We start from the raw sequence: 12,864 nt of genomic DNA on the forward strand, positions 1-12,864 counted from the left end.
GGCAACGAATCGTTTTTATAACGGTACCAGGCCAATCTCTGTTAATGAAAATCTCCCCCCTAAACAGCATCGACGGATTCAGCCTGGTTATTTTCACCGGCGCGCTAACCCTCAGCTGCGGCCTGCGACAGGCACAGGCAGATGACTATTTCGATCCTCATGCATTAGAGATCACCTCCGGGCAGCAGCAAACAAGTGACCTGAGCTGGTTTTCCCGGCAAGGCGGGCAAAAGCCCGGGCGCTACAAAGTTTCTGTTTTCGTTAACCAGACCCAGGTCGATGAACGCGAGCTGGAATTTATCCAGCAGGATGCACAGCTGGTACCGGTTCTGGATGCTGGCTACCTTTCCCGGCTGGGTGTGAACACCGGGGCATTTCCGGCGTTTCAGGCCCTGCACAAAGGCGATACCTTTTCCGACCCCGGAAAATTCATACCCGATGCGGCAGTCAAGTTCGATTTCGCCGCCCACCGTCTGGACTTCAGCATTCCGCAGGCGGCAATGCGGCAAAAAAGCCGGGGTTTTATCCCGCCTGAACAGTGGGATGAAGGGATCCCCGCGGCCTTTGTCGATTACAACCTGACGGGATCGACAACCAATATCAACGACATTCACGACAGTGACAGTTTTCTGAGCCTCCGTTCCGGTTTTAACCTTGGCCCGTGGCGCGTCCGCAATGCCTCCTCGGTTGAATACGGCGCTGGTCATCACTGGCAAACGCAGGGAACGTCGGTCAAACGGGCAATTAAACGCTGGAAAAGCGAACTGATGCTGGGGGATGGATACACCTCCGGCGAAGTGTTCGACAGTTTTCAGTTCACCGGGATGCAGCTTGCCTCTGATGAAAATATGCTCCCCGACAGCGAGCGCGGTTTTGCGCCGACCATCCGTGGCATTGCCCATAGCAATGCCCGCATCACCGTTCGTCAGCACGGTTACATCATCTATGAAACCTACGTTGCGCCGGGCGCGTTTGTCATTAACGACCTGTTCCCGACTGCCCAGAGTGGCGACCTCGACATCACGATCCGCGAAAGTGACGGTAGCGAGCGAAAGTTCACCCAGCCGTGGTCCTCTGTGCCCTTTATGCTGCGTGAAGGACGCGTCAAATTCAGCGCCAGTGCCGGTAAATTTACCCGCCCGGATACGGATGGCGAGACTCCAGCCTTTATCCAGGCGTCTGCTTTCTATGGCTTGCCTTCAAGCCTCACGCTATATGGCGGCGCGCAGTTATCCAACCACTATCAGGCGCTGGCCATTGGCGTCGGCAAGGATTTTGGCCAACTGGGGGCATTGGGTATCGATACCCTGGCTGCCCGCGCACAGCTAACGGAAAACAGACAAGGTCACGGTCAGCAGCTGCGCGCCCAGTACCATAAAAATATTGCGACGACAGATACTTCTCTCGATCTGTCCAGTAACCACTACACAACCCGCGATTTTTACAGCTTTAGCGAAGCGAATAATTATCGGGATCCCGACCAGCACATTGAAAACCGCCGTCACCGGACAGAGTTCAGCCTGACGCAGGATTTTGGTGGCTGGGGCAACATCAGCGCATCGTTTTATCGACAGAAATACTGGGACTCTTCTGCCGTAGATCAGACCGTGCACGTGGGATATTACGCCAACTATAAGGGCATCTCCTGGAGCCTGGGCTACTACCTCACACGCTCAAGTTCAGATGACAGCGACAACGAGCGTTCGGTCAACCTGAGCGTGAGCGTTCCGCTAAGCCGCTGGTTACCTGGCGGTACCACCAGTTACAGTCTCAACAACAATCTGAATGGCCACACCACGCAACAGGTTTCCCTGTACGGAACGGCGCTTTCGCACGATCAGCTCAGCTACAACGTTCAGCAAGGTTTTGATAATCAGGCCCATGTTGCCAACAGCAATCTGGCGCTGGCCTGGCACGGCGGTTCGGGCAGCGCCAGCATCGGTTACAGCCACGATCGCTATAACGATCGTCTTAACTACGGTGCGGCCGGCGGCATTGTGGCGACGCAATATGGCGTGACGCTGAGCCAAAGCCTTGGCGACACCATTGGTCTGATCCGCGCAGAAGGCGCACCTGACGTGCAGATTGAAGGGGCTACCAATGTTCATACCGATTCCCGCGGCTACGCCGTCATGCCCACACTCTCGGCGTACCACAAGAATATGCTTTCACTGGATACCGAAACGCTGGCGGATGAGGTTGATCTTGAACAAAACAGTCAGACGGTCGTTCCTACCAGCGGCGCGGTCGTTCTGGCGAATTACCACACCCATGTTGGAGTAAGAACCCTGATTACGCTCACCTGGCAGGGGCGTCCCCTCCCGTTTGGTGCCAACGCCTTTGTCTCCGGCGCTGAAAACGCGACATCCAGTAAAGGGATTGTGGGTGATGGCGGACAAGTCTATCTGAGCGGCGTACCGTTGCGCGGTGTGCTGCATGCCAGCTGGCGCCAGCAGGGGCAGACAGTCCGTTGTTCGGCTCCCATCACACTGCCTGCAGCAACAGAATTCAGTCCCGTCAGGCTGCTGGTGGAAAAATGCGATTAAAGACAGAGGATGATGTGAAAAAAATGACAACGCTATTTCGGGTAATAACAGTCCTGGCAGGCTGCATTATGTCTTTTCCCTTTCAGGCCGTTGCAGCACAGAGCTGTCCACCCACAATGAACGATGCGGTTATCAACTTCCAGAATTACTCCATTACGGATAACCCGTCACTTTCCCCGGGCTCAATGCTGTCTGGTGCGATTCTGGGGCAGGAGAATCGCTCATTTTATAACTGCGCTGAAGGCACGGGCCCGGTCACAATGCGTTTTATCGCAGACAGCGGCTTAACCGTCTCTGGCGTGAGTGGCGTGGCGCCTAACGGGACGGGCGCACCGGCATCGGTTTATGACGTTCCCGATATTCCCGGCGTAGGGTTTGCAGTGGGCGTCAGGGAGACCACCCACTGCGCGGGCCAGCCCGTCCACTACATCGCGGCGGGTGATGACAGCGTGGCGGTATGTAACACCAGTGATCCTTCGCAAATGGCCACCCAGTTCTTCGTTGTGTTCTACAAAACCGCGCCGGAGATTATCTACGAACAGCCAAACAGTGGACAAATCAGGGCGGGAAAGCTGATTCTCGAAGATGCCAGTGGTGCGGTGATATCCGAGGCGGGTGTGACTGTAGAAGTGGCGGCAACGGACCTGAAAGTGCATAAATCGAGTTGTTACATCACTGATGCCAACATTAGCGTGAACATGGGACAGACCAGCGTCAGCGATCTTAATAATGGCATCGATGGGGAAAAACATCGCTTCACGATCCCCCTTTCCTGCGAAGCGTCGCAAACCAACGCCGTGAAGATAGGCTTTTTTGGGCCCACGGAAAAAGACGGGGCAAATAATGATGTCTTTACCCTGAGCCAGCAAGACGGGGCGGCCACCGGCGCGGGGATCCGCCTCCTGTACGGTGACAGCTATGGCTCCGCACAGGGTAAGCCTGTGCCGCTTAACAGTACCGGTGTCGAAGCCTTTGCCAACAGTGCTAACCAGACGCAGTTCAGTCTGAATTATGATGCCCAGTATGTTCGCACGGCTCCGCAGGCGACCGCCGGGCAAGCCGACAGTCTTGCGACCTTTAGCCTGATTTATAACTGAGAAACAAGACCCTGAGGGAGCTACCTTCGGGTCTGTTTCGGTTCGTCACCGTACGTCCCGACACACCTGAAGCACTTTCTCTCTCAGCCAGCGATGCCCCGGATCCTTTTCCATTCTCGGATGCCACATCTGCGACACCGTTATGCTCCGGGTTTTAAACGGCAGTTCGAACACATGCAGTTGCTCCGTCATCTGCTGGTTGAGCAAATACAGCGCCGGCACCATGGCGATAAAATCGGATGCCAGCGCTACGGATAATGCCGTGGGAAAACCCGGTACCACGCTCGCCACTTTTCGCGTCAGGCCTGACTCCGCCAGCGCATCATCCACAAAACCGTGTAACGATCCGTCCGGCGCGGCCACCACATGGCCCCAGTCGACATAATCCTTCACACCGATTTCTGGTAATGATGCCAGCGGATGCGTCTTGCGCACTGCGCCAACGAACCTGTCCTGAAAAAGCCGCTGCAGGCGAATTTCAGGCCCCATATTGCTCTGAACGCCAATTTCCAGATCAACCAGACCCTCCCGCAGATAGCGTGACGTTTTTTCAGGCTTCGGCGCAAAGCGGAGACAGACGTCCGGCGCGGCCTCAGCCACGGCGGCAATCAGCGCCGGGCCAAACGCGACGACAAATCCATCATTGGCTCTGATGGTAAAAAGCCGCGCCAGTTTCTCCACCTGCAATGTCTCCATTGACGGCTGCAGCACCGCCCTCGCCTCCTGCACCGCATTTCTGACGCGCTCCCGGGAGGCTTCCGCCCAGGGTGTCAGCACCATATTTCGTCCGGCCCGCACCAGGAGCGGATCGCCCGTCACTTCTCTCAGGCGGCTAAGCGTGCGGCTCATGGCGGAGGTACTCAGGTTTAAGCGGCGCGCGGCCCCCGCAACGCTGGCTTCTGCCAGCAGGATGTCGAGCGCGACCAGCAGGTTAAAATCGGGATCGGACATGATGAACCTCAGATAAGGCGTTACGTGCAATGATTAAGTGTAAACCATGCGTCTTCCGCCTTATATATCCCGCGCTTATAGTTTCGTCATCAAAACCGACTTCAGGAGTGCAGATGATGACGCTATTTTCAAACCAACCCGGTGATGACGGGCTGCCAGGCCGGGAGCGCGCCAGGGTAATGTTCGCCGTAATGATGACCACATTGATGGGCGTTTTCGATGGCACCATGATCAACATTGCTCTGCCATCTATGGCACAGGCAATGCATGTGCCCGCAAGTTACGCGGTCTGGTTCGCCAACGGTTATCTGCTTGTCGCCGCCATGACGCTGATGATTTTCGCCTCGCTCGCCACCCTCTACGGCACCCGGCCCATTTTTCTGGCCGGACTCGCCACCTTTACCCTGACATCGCTGGGTTGCGCGCTGGCAACAACCCCGGAGCTGCTCACCGGGATGCGTGTCTTACAGGGGATCGGCGGCGCGGCCACGTTGAGTATAGCCCCGGCGATCCTGCGTTCCGTCTTTCCGGGACGGCTGCTCGGTCGCGTGCTGGGCCTGCACGCCCTGCTGATTGCCTCCAGTACCGCCGTTGCGCCCGTGCTGGGCGGCGCAATACTGGACACCCTGAGCTGGCAGTGGCTGTTTGCGATCAACATCATTCCCGGAACCTTCGCGCTGTTGCTGGCTGGCAAGGCGTTACCCGGAAAATCAACGTCCGAAAAAGCGGCGTTCGACGCGCCCGGCGCGATGCTCTCGGCGGTGCTTTTAGGTTCAATGATTATGGCGGCGAACAGCCTTAATTTTGCAGCTGTCTGCTGGGGTATTGTCGCGCTGGTCAGCACGGTTCTGTTTATCTGGCATATCCGCCGTGCCCCGGCGCCGTTACTGCCCCCCGCTATTTTCAGCAACGGGCGTTTTACCCTCGCGGCATTAACCTCGTTAGCCTCGTTTATCAGCCAGGGAATTACTTTTATCGCCCTGCCTTTCCTGTTCCAGAGCGTATATGGCTACAGCCCTGTCGTTTCCGCACTGCTGTTTATCCCGTGGCCAATCGGCATCGTGCTGATCGCGCCTCATGCGGGCCGTTGGGCGGACACGATTTCTGCGCCGCTGATCTCAACCATCGGGCTGGCTATTTTTGTCGTGGGGTTGATCCTGCTGGCGATGCTGCCCGCCGCGCCCTCTGCCTGGGATATCTGCCTGCGCAGTCTGGTGTGCGGTATCGGATTTGGCTGTTTTCAGAGCCCTAACAACCGGGAAATGCTGTCGAATGTTTCGCGCGGGCACGCCAGCTATGCCTCCGGGGTGTTGTCTGTTGCGCGGACGTTCGGGCAGTGCCTGGGTGCCGCAGTTGTGGCCATCCTGCTGACCATCATGTCCCCCGAAACCGGCCAGACGTTGAATGAACGGGCCGTCCATTTTGCGCTGTGGGTGGCGGTGGCGACGTCTGTCGCGTCGGTGCTGTGTAGCCTGAGTCGACTGCGCAAAACGCAGGCAGCCGTTAATTATCTCAACTAGACTTCTTAGCGGCTGTACGTCTTCACCTGAATACAGCCCACTTCACTCAGGTTCTTTCACTCCCCGAGAGGTCTACCATGTCATTTGTCACCACCAAAGATGATGTCAGTATCTTCTATAAAGATTGGGGTCCCAAAGATGCACAACCTATCTTCTTCCACCACGGCTGGCCATTAAGCGCTGACGACTGGGATAACCAGCTGTTGTTCTTTTTAGCTGAAGGCTTCCGCGTTATCGCCACCGACCGTCGCGGTCATGGCCGTTCTAGCCAGGTCAGCGACGGGCACGATATGGATCATTACGCCGCCGATGTTTCGGCCGTCGTTGAACATCTGGATTTACACAATGTGGTGCATGTCGGCCATTCCACCGGCGGCGGGCAGGTTGCGCGCTATGTGGCGAAATACGGACAACCGCAGGGTCGCGTGGCGAAAGCGGTGTTGATCAGCGCCGTACCGCCTTTGATGGTGAAAACACCGGATAATCCGGGCGGTACGCCGCTTGAGGTGTTTGACGGATTCCGTCAAGCGCTGGCCGCCAACCGGGCGCAATTTTACCTCGATGTGGCGACCGGCCCGTTCTACGGTTTTAACCGAACCGGAGCTGAAATATCGCAGGGAACCATCCAGAACTGGTGGCGACAGGGGATGATTGGCAGCGCGAAAGCGCACTATGAAGGTATTAAAGCGTTTTCAGAAACGGATCAGACTGAAGATCTGAAAGCGATTACCGTGCCGGTGCTTATTTTGCAGGGCGATGACGATCAGGTGGTGCCGTATAAGAACGCCAGCCTGCTTCAGGATGAGCTCATCAGCAACAGCACGCTTAAGGTCTATCCGGGCTATCCGCACGGGATGCACACCACGCACCCTGATACCATCAACAAAGACTTACTGGAATTTATTCGCAGCTGACAACCTGAAACGGGTGGTCTGTGCCACCCGCTCCGGGAACTTACAGCGAGGCTTTCAACCGCAGGACCGCTTCCTTCAGATTCTCATCCGTAACGCTGACATAAGACATGCGCAGCGTGGCGTGATCCGGCTCGTTGCAGTAGAAGAACTCACCTGGCACATAGACCACACCGTTGTTGAGCGTCTTTTTCAGCCACTCGGTGGTGTTCATTTCGTATTTAAATTTCGCCCACAGGAACATGCCGCCCATCGGCTTGTGGAACGTCAGATGTTCGCCCAGCTCGCTTTCCACTGCCTGACAGAGGATCTCGCATTTGTGTTTATAGGCGTCGCGGATCAAGGCGATTTGCCCCGTCAGACGGCCGGTCGTCAGATAGTGATAAGTGAGCGATTGCGACAAGGTGCTGGTGTGCAGATCGGTGGCCTGCTTCAGAATGACAACCTGACGTTTCACCCAGTCCGGCAGCACTAACCAGCCTACCCTTGCGCCCGGCGCGAGGATTTTTGAAAACGTCGAGGTGTAAATCACGTTATCGCTGCAGCCCATTTCCGCCGCCCAGGCTTTTAATGGGGTGAAGGTTTTGTCGGTAAAATTGATTTCGCCGTAGGGATCGTCTTCGATAATGACAAAATCGTAGCGCTGCGCTAATTCCACTAACTGCTTGCGACGCGGCTCTGCAAGGGTCACGCCGCCAGGGTTGCCAAACGTCGGGACGATATAAACGGCTTTGATCGGCGTGGTCTTAACCAGCGCTTCGAGCTCATCGACGATCATTCCTTCGCCGTCGGTACCCACCGACATCAGGTTAGCTTCCGCTAACTGCAGAACCTGCAGGGCCGCGAGATAGGTTGGACGTTCGACGACCACAATATCGCCCGGATTAATCAGCGCCCGCGCCAGAATATCCAGCGACTGCTGTGAGCCGGAGGTGACGACCACCTCGTCAATACCGCAGCGAATCCCCCGGCCGCTCAGCAGCTGGCAAATTTCCCCGCGCAGCTCCGGGCTGCCCTCGCTCAGGCCGTACTGGAAAGCGTCTTTCCAGGTGCTGGAGAGCACTTTTTCCATTGCCATTTCCAGCCCTTCGCGATCGAAAAGATCCGGGTTAGGAATGCCCCCACCGAGTGAAATCACCCCTTCCATCTTGCTGTGTTTTAATAGTTCTCTGATCGCTGATGACTGGAGGTTTTGTACTTTGTGGGCAATTTTGTTGTGCGACATCTTTTATTATCCTGGTTTGTTGTATCCCAGTTTAAGTATCACATGTCGGCGGCTTTGATAATCACTTTCTGCGGCAGAAAAACGAGGAATAACAATTGAAGAGGCCGGAGCACGACGGCTCCGGCAGAAGGATCAGAATTCGATACGGGCGCCGAAGTTATAGCGGCGGCCTTCCAGCATCGAAGACTGGTTATAGGAGGTGCGGTAAATCGGGTTAGCATCGAACAGGTTATAGATCCCGGTCATCAGCGTAACGTTCTTGTTCAGATGATAACGCGCCCCCAGATCGACCAGCGCATAGGCTTCGGTTTCGCTGGATTTGCCGATGTCCGGCGAGGTGCTGCGCCAGCTCGCTTTGGTCCACAGTTCGAGGTCGTTCACCGCGTTCCAGGTCAGAGAGACGTTGGCCATGCTTTCCGGGAAATCGCTCAGGGCATAGCCTTTGTAGTCGCCGCTTTTCTGCTCGCTGTGGGTATAGGTATAGTTCGCGTTGGCTCTTAACGATGACGTTACCTGCCAGTCGCCGTTCAGCTCCAGACCGTAGATCTCAGCGTCGCTGACGTTGGCGTACTGAAAGACAGAGTCCGCGACGTAACCGTTATAAGTACACGTCTGCGTATCCGATGCGGTACAAATCACGCGGTCGCTGATTTTGTCCTTGAATTTGGTGTAGAAGATGGTCGCATCCAGCGCCAGCGCGTCCTGCTGCCAGTACAGGCCCAGCTCGGTGTTGACGCTCTCTTCCGGTTTCAGATCATCATTACCGATGCCGATCTCAGAATAAGGGTAAGCGCCATACACGCTGGTGAAGCCTTCGTTATTCTGGCGCAGATCCGGTTTCTTATACCCGGCTGACACGCCGCCCTTCAGCGCCCAGCTCTCATCAATGGTCCAGTTGCCGTAGATCTTAGGCGTGACGTGGTAACCGAAATAGCTGTCATGATCGAGACGCGCCGAAGTGGTCAGGGTGAAGTCCGGCACAATCATCCACGCGTCTTCAGCAAATACCGCCCAGCCATTACGCGAAATCTCGCTCACCGGCGTGACGCCCGGCGCTTCTTTATCCTTAATGCCGAACTCATCATCCAGTTCGTTGCGGGTAAAGTTCACGCCCAGCGTCAGCTTGTGGTCGCCCAGGGTAAAGATGTTGGCGCTGTTCGCTTCGTAGTTCTTCTGGGTAATAAACTGCGAGGACATCCCCGGCACGCGGTACTCGGTCTTCGCTTTCTCGTAGCTGACGAAGTTCTTCACTTCCAGTATGTCGCCGTACCAGGCATGTTGTGACAGCGAAGCCGCGTCGCGGTCAAAGCCCCAGTACCACTGCTTATCGTTATGCGACTTCTCCTGATTGCCTTTGGTGGCGTTCAGATCCCACAGCTGGGTGTCGGTTGGCGACATGGAGATCGTCGCATCCAGATTGCCGGACTGATGCTTCACAAAGCGCTCATCGTTGATGCTGTCATCGTCACGGCGATCGAGATAATCCGCAGCCAGGCTCACCCCAAGTTTACCGGGGATGACCGGGCCCATCACAAAGACATTGGTCTGGTTAGTGTTGCCGTACTCGCTCTTCTCCTGCAGGAAGTAGTTATCCTCCAGGACGCCGGTCCACTTCTCCAGGTTATAGGCTTTTTTGGTGATGACGTTGACCACGCCGCCGATGGAATCAGACCCATAGAGTGAGGACATTGGCCCCCGGATCACTTCGATCCGCTCGATGGCGGCCAGCGGCGGCATAAAGGCCGCTTCGGTACCGATATGGTGGCCGTACGGACGGGATTCGCGGGTGGCCTGTTTGATGCCGTTCACCATGTATGAGGTATAGGTGGAGTCCATCCCGCGCATCTGGACATCGCCCGTCGCCAGGCTGCCGTGGCCGTTCCCCACCAGGACGCCTGGCATTTCGCGCAGGGCTTCCGTGACGTTCTGGTTCGAGCGGGTGTTCAGCTCTTTTTCATTTACCACGGAGATGGTTGCGGGTGCTTCGCGACGTTCCTGGCTGAAGCCGGTCGCGGTGACGACCAGCTCATCTTCGTTAACGGCGGTAGTTTCTGCGGCGAAAACGGCCGCAGGAAGGTTAGCCAGGGCGAGCGAAACCGCCACGGCCATGCGTGTCTGCTTTATCACAACAGGATCCTCAGAACTTAGTTAAATCAATCTTGAGCACGTAGTCAGCCTGGTTGGCTTTCTCATCCTGCTTGACGCTGGCATAGAGCGTGCTGGCATCGGCAGACAGCACCAGGCTGTTTGGCATCGCCGTGGTTTTAATGGTGTGTTTCAGGCGATTGCTGGTCGCGTCGATTACGCTAATCTGGCGATCGTTACGGTGAGTGACGTAGACCTCTTCCCGCGCCGGGTTGTACAGCACGGCAACGGAGTTTGGGGTCGGAACGCGATGGAGCAGCTTGCCGGAGTCGAGCTGCACAACCAGCACGTCTTTGGTGTTGGTGTCGGCCATATAGCCTACGCCCCTGGTGGTGTTCAGTGCGATGTTCAGGAAATAATGTTCCGGATCGGCGGGATCGACTTTCACGCGATTAAGCAACTGCGACGTTTTGCCATCGAGGGTGATCAGTTCGCCGCTGCCGGAGACGACATAGACTTTGTCGCCCGCTTCGTCTACCGCAAAACCGACCGGCTCCAGTTTTTGCAGGGTCTGGGCAAGCTCCTGCTTCTGCGTATCCACCACCCAGAGCAGGCCTTTATCCTTACGCCCTATCCCGGAGACGTACAGACGCTGATGCTTCTTATCCAGTACCACTTCACGCACGTGGGCTCTCTTTTCCGGATCGGAATTGTCGCTCAGCTGAAGGGTTTTGATGGCTTTGTCGGTGCGCGTATCGAGCAGCGTCACTGACCCTTCCAGCGCGTTGCCGAGATAGAGAATGTGGTTTTCTTCATCCAGCGCGACGGCAAACGTGCGACGTTCCATCGGGATTTTCGCGTCAATTTGCAGTGACTGCGCCGCCAGCTTAAAGACTAACCCGTCCGTTTTGTCTTTATCGAATGAAGGCGCGGAGGCAGCGTAAAGCACCTGCTGGCCTTTGTCCCAGGCCAGTTCGTAGACGCCATGCCCAAGGGGCTGGGAGACGAAATCCTTTTCGGTGAAGGTTTTGGCGAATACTGACCCCGAGTGCATCGCCAGGGAAATGGCGAGCGCGCACAGAGTTTTGTTCATTACGGCAGAGGCTTTAATCATGTTATTTTTCTTTACAGTTGCTTACGTAAAGAAAAATGATAATGAAAATAACTCTCATTAACAATTGCAAACAGGCGTAACTTCCCTACCAATTTTTGTACTGATCTACTCCATTCGCCCTATTTTTGCCGCCTGGCTTGCCAGACCGCGGAAAATCGCCCCGCTTATCTGCTCCGGGAAATCCGCAGGCAGGTCCGCCGTAACGGTCGCTATGACGTCGTCGGTGCGGCTGGCCATCTCTTTCATCAGTTTTAGCGCGGACTCCTGCGAATACCCGGCGTGCGCAGCGGTACTGATAAAGTGGCGCGGCTGGATCATCGCGAGTTGGTATTGCCGGTTTTTGCCTTGTAAAGCCATGGCCATCTTCGCTTTTTTGGCCGGGATACTCCCCGCTTCAAACAGCGGAAATGCCGAAATCACATCGTATAAAGGGGTCATGCGAAACGAGGAGTCCGCTTCGATAAACAGGCTGAAATTCTTACCGTGACCATCTATCGCAGCCAGCATCCAGAACAGGATCTGCGCTTTAAAGAACATCTCACGATCCTGTCCGGCAAGGCGGGAGCCGAGCAGCAGCTTCATGGCGTCGGCGATGCCGGGACCGCCGTGGGATTCATATTTCAGTGCCGGAGAGACGCCCAGCGCCTGACAAAAATCCTCCTGCGGCAGACGCATCAACCAGCCGCTGCGGGCCCAGCGGCGATCGAAGCGCTCAATAATCAGCACCTTTTTGCCACTAAAGGTCGCCATTTCGGCCTGTGCAACGGGGAATCCAAAGGCTTTCGCTATCCGCAGGCAGAGCCACTCGTTTTCACAGCTCTCGCTCAGATCGATATTGTTCTGCTCTATCCTGCCGATCGGCAGCTTGAAAATATGGCTGGTTGGGGTACTGCCCTGGGGCCGCTGCCAGCGATCCTGATACCACAGCAGCGCTGTTTTCTCCTGCGCGCCGGCCAGCGAGATGCGGAAATCGGCCTCCTCTTCGCTCATGCCGAGCGGCGCCATCTGGTAGCCCTCAAGCAACGCCGCAATCTGCGCATCATCCAGCGGTTCGGCGACAATATCCGTCACCGACGGAATCTCCAGCCCCGGTGGATAGAGCTGAATGGCACCGACGCAGTCCCGTCCGACGCTGGCAAGCAGATCAAAGGGATGCGCCGTTTCGACCTGAAAGCGGGCCTGCATGCGGGCAATAATTGCCTCTGAATCGGGCAACAGGTTACTGAAAAAATTGAAGACCTGCTTTCCGCGTATCCAGCCATGCTGTAGCGGCAGAGACAGCGAGATAGCACGCGCGCCCGGCTCTGCCAGCCACCCGGGGGCATACTCAAAGGACATCGCACCGCTGCCATCACGATGCAGCGTGCCCACCACGTTGCCGTTCATGGCAACCGTCAGACGTTGTGCGCGCATGG

Annotated in this window: 9 protein-coding genes; 4 read left to right on the forward strand and 5 right to left on the reverse strand. The window is 56.2% G+C overall.

Annotated elements, in window-relative coordinates:
* Positions 1-44 precede the first annotated feature (44 nt).
* Both FHN83_RS23235 and FHN83_RS23240 read left to right on the forward strand, forming a co-directional pair.
* Positions 45-2,546, forward strand: a complete 2,502-nt coding sequence (locus tag FHN83_RS23235; RefSeq protein ID WP_139565076.1) for a fimbria/pilus outer membrane usher protein — start codon at positions 45-47, stop codon at positions 2,544-2,546.
* A 68-nt stretch (positions 2,547-2,614) separates the two neighbouring features.
* Positions 2,615-3,643, forward strand: coding sequence for a fimbrial protein (locus FHN83_RS23240; RefSeq protein WP_176556523.1), 1,029 nt, complete (start codon positions 2,615-2,617; stop codon positions 3,641-3,643).
* Positions 3,644-3,688: 45 nt separating this feature from the next.
* On the opposite strand, the gene FHN83_RS23245 is transcribed toward FHN83_RS23240, so the two are convergent.
* Positions 3,689-4,594 carry a LysR family transcriptional regulator gene (locus tag FHN83_RS23245; RefSeq protein WP_139565078.1) on the reverse strand — a complete coding sequence of 302 codons (906 nt, stop codon included), beginning with the start codon at positions 4,592-4,594 and terminating at the stop codon, positions 3,689-3,691.
* Between the two features lie 116 nt (positions 4,595-4,710).
* Here FHN83_RS23245 and FHN83_RS23250 point away from each other — a divergent pair, with 116 nt between their 5' ends.
* Positions 4,711-6,114, forward strand: coding sequence for an MFS transporter (locus FHN83_RS23250; protein WP_139565480.1), 1,404 nt, complete (start codon positions 4,711-4,713; stop codon positions 6,112-6,114).
* 77 nt (positions 6,115-6,191) lie between these two features.
* Positions 6,192-7,028, forward strand: a complete 837-nt coding sequence (locus tag FHN83_RS23255) for an alpha/beta fold hydrolase (RefSeq protein WP_138368945.1) — start codon at positions 6,192-6,194, stop codon at positions 7,026-7,028.
* Positions 7,029-7,068: 40 nt separating this feature from the next.
* Here the strand turns inward: FHN83_RS23255 and FHN83_RS23260 are convergent, their stop codons facing one another.
* The 4 genes from FHN83_RS23260 to FHN83_RS23275 all read right to left on the reverse strand — a co-directional run bounded on the left by FHN83_RS23260 (position 7,069) and on the right by FHN83_RS23275 (position 12,862).
* A complete protein-coding gene (locus FHN83_RS23260) occupies positions 7,069-8,250 on the reverse strand; it encodes a PLP-dependent aminotransferase family protein (RefSeq protein ID WP_039028768.1) in 1,182 nt (393 codons plus the stop codon).
* 132 nt (positions 8,251-8,382) lie between these two features.
* Positions 8,383-10,377 (reverse strand): TonB-dependent receptor domain-containing protein, encoded by a 1,995-nt coding sequence (locus FHN83_RS23265; protein WP_139565079.1) that lies wholly within the window; start codon positions 10,375-10,377, stop codon positions 8,383-8,385.
* A gap of 10 nt (positions 10,378-10,387) precedes the next feature.
* Positions 10,388-11,449 (reverse strand): YncE family protein, encoded by a 1,062-nt coding sequence (locus tag FHN83_RS23270; RefSeq protein ID WP_139565080.1) that lies wholly within the window; start codon positions 11,447-11,449, stop codon positions 10,388-10,390.
* A gap of 105 nt (positions 11,450-11,554) precedes the next feature.
* Positions 11,555-12,862, reverse strand: a complete 1,308-nt coding sequence (locus tag FHN83_RS23275; protein ID WP_139565081.1) for a type II toxin-antitoxin system HipA family toxin — start codon at positions 12,860-12,862, stop codon at positions 11,555-11,557.
* Between the last annotated feature and the right edge of the window lie 2 nt (positions 12,863-12,864).

This window comes from Leclercia adecarboxylata, assembly GCF_006171285.1.
In the GTDB taxonomy this organism is placed as follows: domain Bacteria; phylum Pseudomonadota; class Gammaproteobacteria; order Enterobacterales; family Enterobacteriaceae; genus Enterobacter; species Enterobacter barmai.